This window comes from Serratia sp. CoH_134_PS_4 (assembly GCF_058190535.1).
The window spans coordinates 258,687-274,658 of the sequence record NZ_JBXWKI010000002.1; the positions used below are offsets into that span (position 1 = coordinate 258,687).

Consider the following 15,972-nt stretch of genomic DNA (forward strand, 5'->3'; position numbering starts at 1 on the left):
TCCCACCGCAACGAGAGCCTGTCGTGCACCCTTTTTTTGAAATGCTGCTAGCGGTGTTTGACCGCGCCGCGTTGATGCTAATTTGCCTGTTCTTCCTCACCCGCACCCGGCTGTTCCGCCAATTGCTGCAAAAAGAGGACCATACGCCGCTTGAGCTGGGCATGGTTACCGCCATTTTCTCGCTGTTTGCGCTGTTCAGTACTTACTCCGGTGTCAATGTTGAAGGCTCGCTGGTCAACGTGCGGGTGATTGCCATTATGGCTGGCGGCATTTTGTTCGGGCCTTGGGTGGGGGTCATCACCGGCATCATCGCCGGGGTGCACCGCTACCTGATCGATATCGACGGCATTACCTCCATTCCTTGCCTGATCACCAGCATTATTGCCGGTATCAGCGCCGGTTATATCAATCTGAAGGTAAAAAAGGAGCAGCGTTGGCGCGCCGGGATCCTCGGCGGCATGTTGTGCGAATGCCTGACCATGCTGTTGATTGTGCTGTGGGCTAAGCCGACCGAGTTAGGGCTGGATATCGTTTCCAAAATTGCGCTACCGATGATCCTTGGCACGGTGTGTATCGGCCTTATTGTGCTGCTGGTGCAAAGCGTTGAAGACGAAAAAGAAGTGATCGCCGCCCGCCAGGCCAAGCTGGCGTTGGACATTGCCCGCAAAACCCTGCCCTATTTCCGCAATATTAACAGCGAATCGCTGGCGACCATCTGCGACATCATCCGCCATGATATTCAGGCCGATGCGGTAGCCATCACCGATACTCACCAGGTGTTGGCTTACGTTGGCGTGGGCGAAGAAGCTTATCCGATGGGCCGTGAAGGGTTGAGCCGAGTGACGCGGGAAAGTATCCGGCACGGCAAGATCATCATCAAAAACAACCTGGAGAACCCCGCGACGCCGCAAATCCACTCGCAGTTGGTGATACCGCTGTGGGAAAAAGGTGAGGTGACTGGCGCGCTGAAAATTTACTACTGCCATGCCCACCAGATCACCAATACGCTGAAAGTCATGGCCGTTGGCCTGTCGCAGATTATCTCGACCCAGATGGAGGTGTCGCGTATTGAGCATCTACGCCAAATGGCGGATAAAGCGGAAATGCGCGCCCTGCAGAGCAAGATTAACCCGCACTTTCTGTTTAATGCGCTGAACGCCATTTCCTCTTCAATCCGCCTCAATCCAGACACCGCGCGGCAGTTGATTATCAATCTGTCACGCTACCTGCGTTATAACCTGGAACTGAACGACGAACTGATCGACATCCGTAAGGAACTGCATCAGATCCAAGACTATATTGCGATCGAACAAGCGCGGTTTGGCGCCAAATTGACGGTGATTTATGACATCGATGACGATATTTCGGTGCGTATTCCCAGCCTGCTGATCCAGCCATTGGTGGAGAATGCCATTGTACACGGCATCCAACCCTGTAAAGGCAAAGGTGTCGTGGTGATTGCCGTGAAAGATCAGGGCGACAGGGTTAAAATTTCGGTCAAAGACACGGGGCACGGTATCGATCAGAAGGTCATCGAACGCGTCGCCCGCAACGAAATGCCAGGGCACAATATTGGCTTACTGAACGTACATCATCGGGTCTCTTTGCTGTACGGTGAAGGGCTGCGTATCAGCCGCCTGGAACCCGGCACTGAAATTGCCTTTTACATCAGCAAAAATGGCGGCAAACTGCAGGTGGAAAACGGCGGACTGCCGGCCGGGGAGCCATCATGAAAGCCATCATTGTTGAAGACGAGTTCCTCGCCCAGGAAGAACTCAGCTACCTGATCAAAAAACACAGCAATATTGTCATCGAAGCCACCTTCGAGGATGGATTGGATGTGTTGAAATACCTGCAAAACCATCAGGTCGATGCAATTTTCCTCGACATCAACATCCCGTCGTTGGATGGGGTTCTGCTGGCGCAAAACATCAGTAAATTTGCCCACCGCCCTTCGATCGTATTTATCACCGCCTATAAAGAGCACGCGGTAGAAGCCTTCGAGATAGAAGCGTTTGATTACATCCTCAAGCCTTATCATGAAGCGCGTATCGTCACCATGTTGCAAAAGCTCGAAGCGTTGCATAACCGCCCCGCGGCCCTGCCGGAACAAGCCAGCGCACCAAGCCGCAACAAGAACAGCATTAATTTAATCAAAGACGAACGGATTATCGTTACCGACATTAACGACATCTATTATGCCGCTGCCGATGAAAAAGTGACGCGGGTCTACACCCGGCGCGAAGAGTTTGTGATGCCGATGAACCTCACCGAGTTTTACGGCCGCCTGCCTGAAGAACATTTCTTCCGTTGCCACCGCTCTTATTGCGTCAATCTGTCGAAGATTCGCGAAATTGTGCCTTGGTTCAACAATACCTATATTCTGCGGCTGAGCGACCTGGATTTCGAAGTGCCGGTCAGCCGCAGCAAGGTCAAAGAGTTTCGCAAACTCATGCGGTTATGATCGCCAGCGATTACCAGCGCGGCCCAGGAGCATAGTAATAGCCCGGAGGGGGTGGCGGTGGCATACGGTAATGCGGGCGATCGCGCCATTCACGCCGTGGCGGGCCGTAATAAATTACCCGTGGCGGCGGGCCATAATAATAACCGCGCGGGCGTTCATAAACCCGATGTTCAGACCACCAGCGAGGATCGCGCCAGCGGTAACCGTCCCAATAATGGCCACGGTTATCACGATCGCCAATGTGCAATGACAAACCTGGCACATTCACGCCGATGGAGACGTCCGCATGGCTCACCAACGGCAGTGACAGCAATGCGGCCAATAACAACACTATTTTCTTCATTTCAACGACTCCTGCAGAGCGGAACCCGTCCGTTCACAGATAACATAGATCTGCGCCAAGCCCCGCTCTATAGGAACAATGCCCATTTACGCCATTCACACACATCCTTCACAATTCGAACACAATCGTAATGGGGAGATGCGCGATAAATCGCTAACATTCTTGATGTAGATCACGTGGCATCAGGTGCATTTCATCCCGTTTTAGCCCCTAAAACGGCAACTCATGCACCGTCAGATGCATTTCATTCCCTCCCCTGTGCAACTCATTCCCGATCCGCCGTCGTGTGGTACTACCAGCCATATAATATGCCCATACCGCGGGGTTCACGACACCGCCCGCAAATTTCAGCCAACGGCTAACGCCCGGCAATGCACACACAGGAAGGAGCCCGGCCATGAACACCAAACCGGCAAATCGCAGCTTAATCGTTCTGGGTACCATCATCTGTCAGATGGGCCTCGGCACTATCTACACCTGGAGCCTGTTCAACCAGCCGTTGGTCGACAAGTTTCACTGGGGCCTCGGCGACGTCGCGACCACCTTCTCCATCACCAGTTTCTTCCTGGCTTTCGCCACGCTGTTTGCCGGTAAGCTGCAAGAGCGTTTCGGTATCCGCAACCTGACACTGTGTTCGGGTATTTTGGTTGGCCTGGGTCTGATTGCCAGCGCTTACGTCAGCTCACTGGACATGATTTATCTGCTGGCCGGCGTAGTGGTCGGCTTTGCGGTCGGTATTGCTTATATCTCCACCCTGTCTAACCTGATCAAATGGTTCCCAGCCAACAAAGGGCTGATCTCCGGCATCTCTGTGGGTGCTTTCGGCAGCGGTAGCCTGTTGTTCAAATACGTTAACGCTGCGCTGATTGCCGACATCGGCGTCTCGTCCGCTTTCTTCTACTGGGGTGCCATTGTGATGGCGCTGATTGTACTGGGTTCCCTGCTGCTGAAAGAACCGGTGCTGGTGAGCAAATCTGCACATCAAAGCGCAGGCAGTTTGGGCAATGACTTCAGCGTACGTCAGATGTTGGCGACCAAAGAAGCCTACCTGCTGTTCACCATTTTCTTCGCGGCCTGCATGAGTGGCCTGTACCTGATTGGTATCGTGAAAGACATGGGCGTTCAACTTGCAGGGATGGATTTAGCGACCGCCGCCAATACCGTGTCCGCCGTTGCTATCTTCAACACCGCAGGGCGCATCATTCTGGGTACGCTGTCAGATAAAGTGGGCCGTATGCGCGTCATTAGCTTCACCATGCTGGTTACCGTGCTGGCGATTGTGGCGCTGAGCTTCCTTACCCTGAACCACACGCTGTTCTTCATCTGCGTCGGCGCCGTCGCCTTCTGCTTTGGTGGCAACATTACCGTATTCCCAGCGATTGTCGGTGACTTCTTCGGCCTGAAAAACCACAGCAAAAACTACGGCATCATCTACCAAGGTTTCGGTTTGGGCGCACTGGCCGGTTCGTTTGTCGCCAAATACTTCGGCGGCTTCCACGCGACCTTTATGGTGATTGGCGTACTGTCTGTTGTTTCTCTGGCTATCACTCTGTTCATCAAGGCACCAAAAGCGGTGGCGCAGGAAGAAGAAGACTTCCCACAGGCGGATCTGGTCAAAGCCTAATCCCTTGAATGACAAAAGGGGCGCAACCCACGGGTTGCGCCCCTTTTTTTATCACGGCTTTCGGTTACAAATGCATACCCAGCGTCTGGCGCAAGTGAGCGCCAGCACCCAGTAAACCGGGTTGCCCATGGGTGATCATAAATACCGGGATATCCTGTACGTAATCCTTGAAACGCCCTTTATCCTCGAACGCCGCACGGAAACCGGAGGCTTTGAAGAACGCCATAAAGCGCGGCACGATACCACCGGCAATATAAACACCGCCAAAGGTGCCCAAATTCAGCGCCAGGTTGCCGCCAAAGCGGCCCATGATCACGCAGAACAACGACAGGGCACGGCGGCAGTCGATGCAGCTATCAGCCAAGGCGCGTTCGGTAATGTCCTTCGGCTCCAGTTTTTCTGGCAGACGCTTATCTGACTTGACGATAGCGCGGTAGAGATTGACCAATCCTGGCCCAGATAGCACACGTTCTGCGGAGACATGCCCAACTTCAGCGCGTAACACTTGCAGAATGATATCTTCTTCTTCACTGTTCGGTGCGAAATCAACGTGCCCCCCCTCACCCGGCAAGCTCACCCAGCGACGGTCAACGTGCACCAGATGCGCGACCCCTAACCCCGTACCGGCACCATATACCGCGATCGGTTTATCTTTCTGCGCACTGCTACCGCCAAACTGCAATACGTCGTCTTGCGACAACATCGGGATCGCCATCGACACGGCGGTAAAGTCATTGATCACTTCCAGATGATTCAGCCCCAGATTGGCCTTCATCTCTTTGATTGAGAATGCCCAGGTATGATTGGTCATGGCCACCCAGTCTTCAGTGACAGGACAGGCAATCGCAATACAGGCATCCTGAACCTGGATATTCTGCTCTTTTAAATATTGGCGAATCACGGCTTCCAGGCTGTCGAACTCCAGGCCGGAATAGGTTTTCGCCTGGGTAATTTCACCCGTCGCCACAGTGCACAACGCAAGGCGGGCATTGGTGCCGCCTACATCACCTACGAGGGCATAAGTCATCAGTATCTTCTCCGCAAAATGAATAATAGAAAGCTGCCCACACTGTAAAATCCCACTGCAAAAACAACAATCACCATCCTCTGCGCGGCCATCCATTAGCGATCTTGATCACAAAAAACGGTTCAGCCAACCCTTTCCAACCCCATTTGAAACAAATTGCGGCAAAAAACGGGCCACGGTCACTGTTAACCGTCATGACAGAAAGGCACTATTAACCGGCTGCGGCCTTTACGCCCGGCCAGAAATATCTTTGCGTGCCTGCGTGCCGATTGTCTGGCAAGCTGTGGCCACAACCATCACCCGTTCGGCCTGCCATCCAGGGCCATTGATAAGGGATCCCTGCATGCTGCACCCGCGCGCCAATGCCATGTTGGCTTTCGCTCTGCCCGCTCTCGTTATCGGTGCGGCCTCAAGCCTGGTCCTCATTCTGGTGATGAAATTCGCCGATGCATTGCAGCGGCTGCTCTGGGTGAATATTCCTGCGGCGATGAATATCGATACCCATTCGCCCTGGTGGCTGATCGGCATTCTGACGCTGACCGGTGTCGCCGTTGGGCTGATTATCCGCTACATGCCTGGCCATGCGGGGCCTGATCCGGCCACTGAATCGCTGATTGGCATGCCACTGCCGCTTTCGGCACTGCCGGGTCTTGCGCTGGCACTGATCGTTGGCCTGGTGGGCGGCGTCAGTCTGGGGCCGGAAAACCCGATCACCGCCATCAATATTGCGCTTGTCGTGGCCATGGGCTCGCGTCTGCTACCCAAGGTCCCGCGGATGGACTGGATTATTCTGGCTGCGGCCGGCACCATCGGCGCACTGTTTGGTACCCCGGTCGCGGCAGCCTTGATCTTCTCCCAAACCCTGGCGGGCAATAATGATGTACCGCTGTGGGACAGGCTGTTTGCGCCGTTGATGGCGGCGGCGGCCGGTGCCGTCACCACGCAGCTCTTTTTCACCCCAAACTTTGCACTGCAGATCGATGCCTATGCCGCTACCCGGCTGACGGATATTTTCAGTGGCTCGATCGTCGCCCTCATCGCTGTCGCACTGGGCATGGTGGCCGTATGGAGCTTTCCGCACGCCCATCGCCTATTCCACTCCATTAAAAATCCGGTGCTGATGTTGGGGCTAGGTGGCTTTGTACTGGGATTGCTGGCGTTGATCGGCGGTGATATCACCCTGTTTAAAGGGCTTGATGAAATGAAACGGCTGGCGATTGGCGAGAGTTTCTCCGTCACGGAGCTGTTGCTGATTACACTGACCAAACTGGCAGCACTGGTGATTGCTGCCGCCAGCGGTTTTCGCGGCGGACGTATTTTCCCTGCGGTCTTTATCGGGGTGGCATTGGGCCTGATGCTGCATCAGCACGTCCCGGCGGTACCGGCTGCTATTACCGTATCCTGCGCCATTATGGGGTTAGTGCTGGTGGTAACGCGTGATGGTTGGCTTAGCCTGTTTATGGCCGTTGCCGTCGTGCCAGAATTGCACCTGCTGCCTGTGTTATGCGTCGTGATGTTGCCCGCATGGCTGGTACTGGCGGGCAAACCCCTGATGTTGGTGGGCAGACGCCAACCGCCCCACGACGATTAGGCCAGCGCGTATTCCGCCGCAGCGCGCGCATGGATGGCGGTCGTGTCAAATACCGGCACTGACGCATCCTGCGCGCCAACCAGCAAACCAATCTCGGTGCAGCCGAAAATAATGCCTTGCGCCCCCTGCTGTTCCAGGTCACCGATAATACGGCGATATTCGTCGCGTGACGTATCGCGGATTTTCCCCAGGCACAATTCTTCATAAATAATGCGGTGCACAATGTCACGATCGGCCGCCACCGGGGTCACGACTTCTATGCCAAACTTTTCCTGCAGCCGCCCGCGATAAAACGCCTGCTCCATAGTAAAGCGCGTACCGAGCAGCCCGACACGGCGAATATCCTGTTGCCGTACCTGCAGCGCCGTTGCGTCGGCGATGTGAATGAGCGGTAATCCGCTTGCCTGTTCAACCGCATCCGCCACCTTGTGCATCGTGTTGGTGCAAATGACGATGGCCTGCGCACCCGCGGCACGTAGTGAGGCCGCCGCCGAGGCTAACAAGCGCCCCGCGCCGTCCCAATCGCCCTGATGCTGCAGGCGTTCCACCTCGTGGAAATCAACACTGTAGAGAACGATTTTGGCCGAATGCAGCCCCCCAAGCCGGTCTTTCACCTGCTCATTGATCATGCGGTAATAGGGAATGGTCGATTCCCAACTCATTCCCCCCAGCAGGCCCAATACTTTCATCGTTTTCTCCTCAGTCATATTGCGGTCACTGCTCGACATTACCTGAGAATGACAGCGATGACGACGCCTTATTTAGCGGAAGAGTTGACGGGTTGACGCGCATCAAACCAACGCTGGCGCAGCGTATCGTAGACCCAGTTATAAAGCATGGTGTACGGCAGGAAGAACAGGAAGAAACCGATCTCCAGCATAAACGCCTGCAGTAAAGAAATACTTAACATCCAGGCGGCGATAGGTACACCGATCAACACGAATCCCGCCTCAAAGCCCAGGGCATGAAACACCCGCACTTTAAGGTTACGTACCACACGGCCCACAGGCCACAAACGGTCAAAAAGGGTGTTATAAACCATATTCCACACCATAGCGACGGTGGACAACATCACCGCCAACGCACCGACCTGCACCATCGAACGGTTAAGCAACCACGCACCCAATGGGGCACAGATCATCACTGCGATGGCTTCAAACCCGACGGCATGGACGATACGTTCAATGAAAGACTTGTTTTGCAGTTGCATACATCACCTATTTTTTACCCTATTCATTGGTAAGGGCGCTGTAATCCGCGCCCCTATGACCAGGAACGAACTTATTCGCCCCTGACGAAAACCAGGTGATTATTATCGTATTTTTGATTAGATTAAAGATAGGTTCCATCGATAAAGTAGATACATCATGCGTTATTCCCCCGAAGCCTTACAGGCGTTTGTCGAAGCGGCCGCCCTCGGTTCCTTCTCTGCCGCCGCCCGCAAACTGCGCAAAAGCCAGTCAACGGTCAGCACGGCCATCGCCAACCTGGAAGCCGATCTCGGGTTAATTCTGTTCGATCGCCAGGCCCGGCAACCGGTCTTGACCGCTGCCGGGCACAAAGTCTTGGGTCACGTGCAGGAAATCCTCGCCGCCAGCGAGCGATTGGACGCACTGAGCATTCGGTTGGCGGACAACATCGAGCCGCGCCTCAGCCTGGTGTTCTCCGACACCTATCAGCCGAAGCACCATGACCGACTGATGCAACTTTTCGAGCAACGCTATCAGGATATCGAACTGGAGTGGATGATCGCCGAAGAAGGCGACGTGCTAGATCTGCTACAAAGCGGTCGCGCGCACATTGGCATGGTTGAAGTACAGGCCAGTTACCCACCTGACATTGGTTTTGCACGGCTGCCGGAGCAGACGGAAATGGGGTTGTTCATCGCGCATACGCACCCATTGGCGCAGACTGTCACCCCAACGCCTGAACAACTGTCCAGTACGCGTCAACTTATTTTGAACACCTATACCGGGGCTGTTCCCCCCCGCTCTGGCGGTTTGGTATGGTCTGCACCCAGCTACCTGCTGTTGCTGGAAATGGCAGAGCAAGGGTTCGGTTGGGCGGTACTGCCACACTGGCTGGTTAAGCAATATGGCCACAACAAACTGACCGAGTTACGCCCGCGCGGCTGGCCCAAGCTGATATCGGTGGATGCGGTGTGGTCAAAGCTGACCCCGCCGGGGCCGGCGGGGTATTGGATGTTGGAGCGGCTACTGGAAAGCGATCAAGATCAGGCCGCCACGTTACGTGACTGAATCGCCCGCGAGATGGTGTCCAGTAATTCGGGGATATCCATCTTCGGCAGCACCACTTCAACAAAAGCCAGTTGCTGGTTGTCCGCTAACGCTTTTAAAGCCTGGCGTAGCTGTTCCGGTTCGGTGACTCGCAGCGTTTTCACCGGATGCTCACCCGCCAATGCCTGCGGCAGCAGCGTCCAGTTCCACTGAGCGATATCGTTATAACGCTGCTGCGGGCCGTGGATTGCCCGTTCAACGGTATAACCGTCATTATTCAGCAGGAAGATCACCGGTTTTAGCCCGTCACGCAACATCGATCCCAGTTCTTGCGCCGTAAGCTGCGCCGAACCGTCGCCGATCAACAGCACCACCCGCCGATCTGGCTCCGCCGTTTGTGCGCCGAACGCCGCCGGCAGGGTATAACCGATAGACCCCCACAGCGACTGGACGATAAACCTGCATCCCTGAGGCAGGCTAAGCCCCGCTGCGCCAAAACAGGCGGTGCCCTGTTCGACGATCAGGATATCGTTTGGCCGTAAAAAGTCCTGAATCTGCTGCCAAAAGCCATGTTGATCCAACCCTGTCCCCGTGGGGTCCGGCAAAGTTGGGCGCTGGATAGTCGGTAATTGCCACTGTTTCGCCAGCGACAACGTTAATTGGTGTAGGGCGATGATCGCATCATGCATCGGGATCTGGCTGAATACCTGATGCCCAGCGCGTGCTTCAAATGGCTGAACATCAATGCGCTTCTCCACAGGCAAATGATGGGTGAAACCAGCCGTAATGGTATCGGTGAAACGCACGCCGACGGTAATCACCACGTCTGCATTCTCAATCAGCTGTTTCACCTGCGGATCGCTGGCTGCCCCAGCATAGGTGCCCGTAAAGCAGGCATGCGTTTCGTCCAACACGCTCTTTCCCATCAGCATCGTTGAATGCGGCATGTCGACCTCCGCCATCCACTGTTCCAACCCCCTTTCAGCACCAAAACGTTCCGCCAAAAAATCGGCCAGCAAAGAAACCCGTCGTGCAGGAAGCAACATCTCACGTGCGGCCGCGACAAATGCCTGCAGTGATGCCTGTGAAAGATTAGCCTGCCGCAACATAAGCGGTGTAGGTCGGGACGCCAACGGCGCTTCTGCCACCTCACTCGGCAGCAACAGGTAGACAGGGCGATGCTCAAACAGCGCGGTGGTCAGCAGGCGATCGATCTCTGCTTCTGCGTTGTCGGCAGTGAGACTGGCCTGCGCCACTGTCACTTCTTTCGCCATCCGGGCAAAATGACCAAAATCCCCATCCCCCAGCGAATGGTGCAGTAAATCCCCAGCGCGCTGCGCCCGTAGCGCCGGGGCACCAACGACATGGATCACCGGCAAATATTCTGCATAGCTGCCCGCAATGCCGTTGACCGCACTGAGTTCACCGACGCCAAAAGTGGTCAACAAGGCCGCCGCCGGTTTGCAACGCGCATAACCATCCGCTGCATAGGCAGCGTTAAGTTCATTGGCACATCCCACCCAGGTGATCTGCGGGTGAGCGATAACGTGATCGAGAAACTGCAGATTGTAGTCCCCAGGCACACCGAAGAAATGCCGGATACCAATCTGAGCTAAACGATCGAGTAGATAATCAGCCACCGTATAGTTTTTACTCATGATCATCACCTACCAATGGTTGTAATTTCTACTACTAAGTATCGAAGACATTGCACAAATTTCGAACTTTGCGCTTAAAAGGCAATTGGCAACCTTGCGTTACATCCCCCGCTTTGGCATTTATGATAAATCCCCCATCAACGGGGTGAATCGTCACCCGCCAAGCGTGATCAAGCGCTCTGACAAAGACAGTGAAAACGCATACACTAAAATTCATTTCATCTCTGCTGAAAAGGGTTTGTATGCTTTATCAGGCTGATTCTTCACGCTATCAAAGTATGGAATACCGCCGCTGCGGACGCAGTGGTCTAAAACTCCCGGCAATCTCACTGGGCTTATGGCACAACTTTGGTGACACGACGCTGTATGACAATGCGCGTAAACTGATCCACTGCGCGTTCGATCACGGCATCACGCACTTTGATTTGGCAAACAATTATGGCCCGCCTCCCGGCTCCGCCGAGGAAAACTTCGGTCGCATTCTTAACGCGGATTTGAAGCCCTGGCGTGATGAACTGATCGTCTCCTCAAAGGCCGGTTACACCATGTGGCCGGGCCCTTATGGCGACTGGGGATCGAAAAAGTACCTGGTTGCCAGTCTGGATCAAAGCCTGCGGCGCATGGGCCTGGAATACGTCGACATTTTCTACCACCATCGCCCTGATCCAGATACACCACTGGAAGAAACCATGGCCGCGCTGGATCTGCTGGTACGTCAGGGCAAGGCGCTCTATATCGGGTTGTCCAACTACCCCGCCGACCGTGCGCGCCAGGCGTTCGGCATTCTGCAAAAGCTGGGCACACCTTGTGTCATCCACCAGCCCAAATACTCTCTGTTCGAGCGTTGGGTTGAACCCGAATTATTGGATACGCTGGAAGAGCACGGCGTGGGTTCCATTGCCTTTTCACCGCTGGCAGGTGGCCTGTTAACCGATCGCTACCTGCATGGCATCCCGCAAGACTCGCGCGCCGCCAGCAGCAGCCAGTTCCTTCAACCCGGTCAGCTCACAGAGGAAAAGCTAGAGAAAGTCCGCAGACTCAATGCGCTGGCACAACAAAGGGGGCAGAAGCTGTCGCAGATGGCATTGGCTTGGGTATTACGTGGCGATCGCGTCACCTCAGTGCTGATTGGTGCCAGTAAAACCAGCCAAATTGAAGACGCCGTTGGCATGCTGAACAACCGCACCTTCAGCGAAGATGAAATCGCCCAAATTGAACAGATACTAATGTAATCGCTTACAGTTATCGCCGGAATCCCCCGGCGATAACCCCACGACGACAGACAAATCTTAAATCGTTCGCCCACCCCGCTTTTCAGAATCTCTCTAAGATTCAACCCTATCCGCAACGGTTAATATGCCAATATTGCAGGTAAAACTATAAGGCTGTTTTATAAACTGATGAACGCGCTTCATTATCGATAAAACCGGCCAAACCGCTGCGGCGGATAGGAGTATTCATGTTTAAACCTCTGTTATTGGCCGCTCTCTTGGTGGTATCGACAGTGCCCGCCGTACAGCAGGCAAAGGCTGAAGGCATCAGTATCGATTTGATGCCAGGCGTTTCACTACGCATAGGCGAACAAGACAATCGCGGCCGCTATTGGGACGGTTACGACTGGCGCGACCGTGACTGGTGGCAAGGCCACCAAGGCCGCTATCTGGGCGACCGTAGCCGGCGGGGATATTACTGGGACGGTTATCGCTGGCGCGACAACGACTACTGGCGCAAAAATTATTACTATCATGATGGTCGCTATCGTAAATACGATAAGCACTACTATAAGCATCATGATAAGCACCATTGGAAAGATCGGCGTCATGATGACCGTGATCATCGCCGCCATGGCAATGACGATCGCGACGATTAACGGCAAAAACCGGCATGACACCCTAATGCCGGTAAGTTAATGTTTATCCAATAATGTGGGCAACGTTTCGGTCGAGCAAGAACCCTAAGAACCTCAGGGTGCCTTGCTCGTTTATCGACCGGAAATAACGTGACACTTGCTAAAAATACCTTATTGGGTGCCCGCTCAAAGAACACTGCTCACCAACAGATAACCATTTAGCCCAATCACCACCAGCACAATCAACTTACCTGTCGCCTGTATAGTGCGGCTGTTCACCATATCCCCCATCAGCTCACGATTACCGGTGAACGACAGCAGCGGCACCAGAGCCAATGCAATACCGAAACTCAGTAAAACCTGGCTCAACACCAGAATGCGCGTCGCATCCATCCCCAACATAATGACGATAAACGACGGCAACATGGTAACGACCCGGCGTACCCACAGCGGTATGTAAAAGCGAACAAAACCTTGCATCACCACTTGCCCCGCCAGTGTTCCCACTACGGTGGAAGACAACCCAGCAGCTACCAGGCTCAGCCCGAAAATGGTTGCCGCCGCCTGGCCCAACAAGGGTTGTAGCGTCAAATAGGCCTGATCGAGGTCGGTAATCCCGCTGTGGCCATTAAAGTGGAAAGCCGCAGCGGCGGTAGCCATCATCGCCAGATTTACAAACCCAGCAATGGTCATGGCAATAGCAACGTCAACCTTGGTGGCCGCGTAACGATCGGCCTTTGAGTTTTCCCCAGCGGTCTGGGTTAACGATGAATGCAGATAAATAACGTGCGGCATGATGGTCGCCCCCAGCACACCTGCCGCCAGAAATACCGCATCGCCGTTCGGCAAATCCGGTATCGCCATGCCTTTTAATAATGGCCCCAACTGCGGCTGCGAAAACACCAGTTCCACCATGTACGCCAACGCGACAAACAACAGCAGGCTGCCGATCACCCATTCCAAAGGTTTCTCACCGCGTTTTTGCAACATCAGGATCAGAAAGGTGGCAATACCTGTCAGGATCGCGCCCTCCAGCAGCGTAACGCCCAACAACAGTTTGAAGCCGATCGCCGCACCGATAAACTCGGCCAGATCGGTTGCCATTGCAATGATTTCTGCCTGCACCCAATAGGCCCAGACGGCCGGACGAGGGAAACGATCGCGAATATGCTCCGCAAGGTTTTTACCGGTAGCAATACCCAGTTTGGCGGACAACAGCTGGATCAGCATCGCCATGACATTGGCCCACACCACCACCCAGAGCAAGGTATAACCAAAAGAGGCACCGGACTGGATATTGGTGGCGAAGTTGCCAGGATCGATATAGCCGATAGCCGCGATAAAGGCGGGCCCCATCAGAGAAAGTTTGATCTTCCTGGATGAGCCCTGGGGACTTTCAGCCACACGACTGTTCAGCATTTTCTGAACCCTTACTTCTAATAAGCCTGTGGTTATCTTATGTAAATGATAATAATTATCAAGTGCATTTAGAGCGGTAATACTTATCTCTGTAATAGAGGAAAACGACGGGTTTAACGAAGGGTTTCGGCCAGAGGTGAACATTTTCCGCACTCTTCCGGGCCGAATTCAGAGCATAAAAGGACTTATAATCAAATTTATGTATGAATAGGAATTTCATATGCATTCATTAACCTATTGATTTTTTATGCTTTACCGTACTATTTTAAGACGTTTCCCACTATGATTTTCCATATTTGCAATAGAGCTCTCGTTTTTAAACGTGGCGTTACATAAAATGACATCCGAAATTCAGCCTGCCTCAAGTTTGGAGCAAACATGTCCCATATTGCGCACTTTGCGTTGGCGTTAGTGGTGGTCGCGATCCTGGCACTCTTGGTGTGCCGCGATCGTAAAAGCATCCGCATTCGCTACGTTATTCAACTGTTGGTTATTGAAGTACTGCTGGCCTATTTTTTCCTGCATTCGGAAGCGGGTTTAGGCTTTGTAAAAGGATTCGCAGCGCTGTTTGACAAGCTGCTCGGGTTTGCTGGGCAAGGGACTGAGTTTGTATTCGGTGGCATGGGTGATAAAGGTCTGGCCTTCTTCTTCCTGAAGGTTCTGTGTCCAATCGTCTTCATCTCCGCACTGATCGGTATTCTGCAATACATTAAAGTACTGCCGTTTATCATCCGGATTATTGGTACCGTGCTGTCAAAAGTAAACGGTATGGGCAAGCTGGAATCGTTCAACGCCGTTAGCTCATTGATCCTGGGCCAGTCTGAGAACTTCATTGCCTATAAAGATATTCTGGGCAAGATGTCAGAAAAACGCATGTACACCATGGCGGCAACCGCGATGTCTACGGTTTCCATGTCCATCGTTGGTGCTTACATGACCATGCTGGATGCCAAGTTCGTGGTCGCGGCACTGGTTCTGAACATGTTCAGCACCTTTATTGTGCTGTCATTGGTCAACCCGTACGACACCAGTAAAGAAGAAGAACTGCATCTGGGCAATTTGCACGAGGGCCAGAGCTTCTTCGAAATGCTGGGTGAATACATCCTGGCTGGTTTCAAGGTAGCTATTATCGTTGCCGCAATGCTGATCGGCTTTATCGCCCTGATCGCCGCGCTCAACGGCCTGTTCAGCGCCATCTTTGGCCTGAGCTTCCAGGAAATTCTGGGCTACTTCTTCTATCCATTCGCTTGGATTATGGGTATTCCTAAGCACGAAGCGTTGCAGGTTGGCAGCATCATGGCGACCAAACTGGTTTCCAACGAATTCGTCGCGATGATGGAACTGCAGAAAGTCTCTGCTGAACTGTCACCACGCAGCATGGGTATTCTGTCCGTGTTCCTGGTGTCCTTCGCCAACTTCTCTTCCATCGGTATCGTTGCCGGTGCGATTAAAGGGCTGAATGAGCATCAGGGCAACGTGGTGTCTCGCTTCGGTCTGAAGCTGGTTTATGGTTCTACACTGGTCAGCATCCTGTCTGCATCCATCGCAGGCCTGGTTCTGGGCTAAGCCAAAACCCTATGACACAAAGGTCGCTTCGGCGGCCTTTTTTATTGTCTGGGATTCAACATCAGGCAGGAAAGACAGAAAGCAAAAAGCCGACCCTAAGGTCGGCTTTTCAAATGGTGGTGGAGCTAGACGGGATCGAACCGTCGACCTCTTGCATGCCATGCAAGCGCTCTCCCAGCTGAGCTATAGCCCCA

General features: G+C 53.7%; 14 protein-coding genes and 1 tRNA gene. 8 read left to right on the plus strand and 7 right to left on the minus strand.

What is annotated here, in order from left to right:
- The first annotated feature begins 41 nt into the window (after window positions 1–41).
- Window positions 42–1,733 carry a LytS/YhcK type 5TM receptor domain-containing protein gene (locus tag AC2FCQ_RS06510; RefSeq protein WP_490308514.1) on the plus strand — a complete coding sequence of 564 codons (1,692 nt, stop codon included), beginning with the start codon at window positions 42–44 and terminating at the stop codon, window positions 1,731–1,733.
- Complete coding sequence (locus AC2FCQ_RS06515) at window positions 1,730–2,464, plus strand: LytR/AlgR family response regulator transcription factor (protein WP_209638747.1); 735 nt, start codon at window positions 1,730–1,732, stop codon at window positions 2,462–2,464. The genes AC2FCQ_RS06510 and AC2FCQ_RS06515 overlap by 4 nt, the downstream gene beginning before the upstream one ends.
- Window positions 2,465–2,474: 10 nt before the next feature.
- Here the strand turns inward: AC2FCQ_RS06515 and AC2FCQ_RS06520 are convergent, their stop codons facing one another.
- Complete coding sequence (locus AC2FCQ_RS06520; RefSeq protein ID WP_209638745.1) at window positions 2,475–2,807, minus strand: DUF2502 domain-containing protein; 333 nt, start codon at window positions 2,805–2,807, stop codon at window positions 2,475–2,477.
- 397 nt (window positions 2,808–3,204) lie between these two features.
- On the opposite strand from AC2FCQ_RS06520, the gene AC2FCQ_RS06525 reads away from it, so the two are divergent.
- The gene (locus tag AC2FCQ_RS06525) at window positions 3,205–4,431 is read left to right on the plus strand and encodes an L-lactate MFS transporter (RefSeq protein ID WP_265555544.1); all 1,227 of its coding nucleotides are present in this window, start codon (window positions 3,205–3,207) and stop codon (window positions 4,429–4,431) included.
- A 64-nt stretch (window positions 4,432–4,495) separates the two neighbouring features.
- On the opposite strand, the gene glk is transcribed toward AC2FCQ_RS06525, so the two are convergent.
- Window positions 4,496–5,461 carry a glucokinase gene (gene glk / locus AC2FCQ_RS06530; RefSeq protein ID WP_404760259.1) on the minus strand — a complete coding sequence of 322 codons (966 nt, stop codon included), beginning with the start codon at window positions 5,459–5,461 and terminating at the stop codon, window positions 4,496–4,498.
- A gap of 340 nt (window positions 5,462–5,801) precedes the next feature.
- On the opposite strand from glk, the gene AC2FCQ_RS06535 reads away from it, so the two are divergent.
- Entirely contained in the window at window positions 5,802–7,049 is a 1,248-nt protein-coding gene (locus AC2FCQ_RS06535) for an ion channel protein (protein WP_404759186.1), read from the plus strand.
- Here AC2FCQ_RS06535 and AC2FCQ_RS06540 read toward each other — a convergent pair.
- Together AC2FCQ_RS06540 and AC2FCQ_RS06545 are read right to left on the minus strand one after the other, a co-directional pair.
- Entirely contained in the window at window positions 7,046–7,738 is a 693-nt protein-coding gene (locus AC2FCQ_RS06540; protein WP_209638739.1) for an aspartate/glutamate racemase family protein, read from the minus strand. The genes AC2FCQ_RS06535 and AC2FCQ_RS06540 overlap by 4 nt on opposite strands.
- A 68-nt stretch (window positions 7,739–7,806) precedes the next feature.
- Complete coding sequence (locus AC2FCQ_RS06545) at window positions 7,807–8,259, minus strand: multidrug/biocide efflux PACE transporter (RefSeq protein WP_490308510.1); 453 nt, start codon at window positions 8,257–8,259, stop codon at window positions 7,807–7,809.
- A 157-nt stretch (window positions 8,260–8,416) separates the two neighbouring features.
- Here AC2FCQ_RS06545 and AC2FCQ_RS06550 point away from each other — a divergent pair, with 157 nt between their 5' ends.
- Window positions 8,417–9,307 carry a LysR family transcriptional regulator gene (locus tag AC2FCQ_RS06550; RefSeq protein ID WP_209638735.1) on the plus strand — a complete coding sequence of 297 codons (891 nt, stop codon included), beginning with the start codon at window positions 8,417–8,419 and terminating at the stop codon, window positions 9,305–9,307.
- Here the strand turns inward: AC2FCQ_RS06550 and AC2FCQ_RS06555 are convergent.
- Window positions 9,283–10,944, minus strand: coding sequence for an alpha-keto acid decarboxylase family protein (locus AC2FCQ_RS06555; RefSeq protein WP_490308511.1), 1,662 nt, complete (start codon window positions 10,942–10,944; stop codon window positions 9,283–9,285). The two genes, AC2FCQ_RS06550 and AC2FCQ_RS06555, sit on opposite strands and share 25 nt — an antisense overlap.
- Window positions 10,945–11,186: 242 nt before the next feature.
- Between AC2FCQ_RS06555 and mgrA the strand changes: the two genes are divergently transcribed.
- Both mgrA and AC2FCQ_RS06565 read left to right on the plus strand, forming a co-directional pair.
- Complete coding sequence (gene mgrA, locus AC2FCQ_RS06560; protein WP_265555535.1) at window positions 11,187–12,176, plus strand: L-glyceraldehyde 3-phosphate reductase; 990 nt, start codon at window positions 11,187–11,189, stop codon at window positions 12,174–12,176.
- A gap of 227 nt (window positions 12,177–12,403) precedes the next feature.
- On the plus strand, window positions 12,404–12,814 hold the full coding sequence (locus AC2FCQ_RS06565; RefSeq protein ID WP_265555533.1) for a DUF2502 domain-containing protein: 411 nt from the start codon (window positions 12,404–12,406) through the stop codon (window positions 12,812–12,814).
- A 165-nt stretch (window positions 12,815–12,979) separates the two neighbouring features.
- On the opposite strand, the gene AC2FCQ_RS06570 is transcribed toward AC2FCQ_RS06565, so the two are convergent.
- Window positions 12,980–14,212 (minus strand): Nramp family divalent metal transporter, encoded by a 1,233-nt coding sequence (locus AC2FCQ_RS06570; RefSeq protein WP_209638728.1) that lies wholly within the window; start codon window positions 14,210–14,212, stop codon window positions 12,980–12,982.
- Window positions 14,213–14,590: 378 nt separating this feature from the next.
- Here AC2FCQ_RS06570 and AC2FCQ_RS06575 point away from each other — a divergent pair, with 378 nt between their 5' ends.
- Complete coding sequence (locus AC2FCQ_RS06575) at window positions 14,591–15,778, plus strand: NupC/NupG family nucleoside CNT transporter (protein ID WP_037423734.1); 1,188 nt, start codon at window positions 14,591–14,593, stop codon at window positions 15,776–15,778.
- 117 nt (window positions 15,779–15,895) lie between these two features.
- Here the strand turns inward: AC2FCQ_RS06575 and AC2FCQ_RS06580 are convergent.
- Window positions 15,896–15,971 (minus strand) — tRNA-Ala (locus AC2FCQ_RS06580).
- Window position 15,972: the final 1 nt, after the last annotated feature.

Coding starts and splice junctions, on each gene's coding strand:
- AC2FCQ_RS06510 (WP_490308514.1), top strand. CDS start 42: ATGCTGCTAGCGGTGTTTGACCGCGCCGCGTTGATGCTAATTTGCCTG.
- AC2FCQ_RS06515 (WP_209638747.1), top strand. CDS start 1,730: ATGAAAGCCATCATTGTTGAAGACGAGTTCCTCGCCCAGGAAGAACTC.
- AC2FCQ_RS06520 (WP_209638745.1), bottom strand. CDS start 2,807: ATGAAGAAAATAGTGTTGTTATTGGCCGCATTGCTGTCACTGCCGTTG.
- AC2FCQ_RS06525 (WP_265555544.1), top strand. CDS start 3,205: ATGAACACCAAACCGGCAAATCGCAGCTTAATCGTTCTGGGTACCATC.
- AC2FCQ_RS06535 (WP_404759186.1), top strand. CDS start 5,802: ATGCTGCACCCGCGCGCCAATGCCATGTTGGCTTTCGCTCTGCCCGCT.
- AC2FCQ_RS06540 (WP_209638739.1), bottom strand. CDS start 7,738: ATGAAAGTATTGGGCCTGCTGGGGGGAATGAGTTGGGAATCGACCATT.
- AC2FCQ_RS06545 (WP_490308510.1), bottom strand. CDS start 8,259: ATGCAACTGCAAAACAAGTCTTTCATTGAACGTATCGTCCATGCCGTC.
- AC2FCQ_RS06550 (WP_209638735.1), top strand. CDS start 8,417: ATGCGTTATTCCCCCGAAGCCTTACAGGCGTTTGTCGAAGCGGCCGCC.
- AC2FCQ_RS06555 (WP_490308511.1), bottom strand. CDS start 10,944: ATGAGTAAAAACTATACGGTGGCTGATTATCTACTCGATCGTTTAGCT.
- mgrA (WP_265555535.1), top strand. CDS start 11,187: ATGCTTTATCAGGCTGATTCTTCACGCTATCAAAGTATGGAATACCGC.
- AC2FCQ_RS06565 (WP_265555533.1), top strand. CDS start 12,404: ATGTTTAAACCTCTGTTATTGGCCGCTCTCTTGGTGGTATCGACAGTG.
- AC2FCQ_RS06570 (WP_209638728.1), bottom strand. CDS start 14,212: ATGCTGAACAGTCGTGTGGCTGAAAGTCCCCAGGGCTCATCCAGGAAG.
- AC2FCQ_RS06575 (WP_037423734.1), top strand. CDS start 14,591: ATGTCCCATATTGCGCACTTTGCGTTGGCGTTAGTGGTGGTCGCGATC.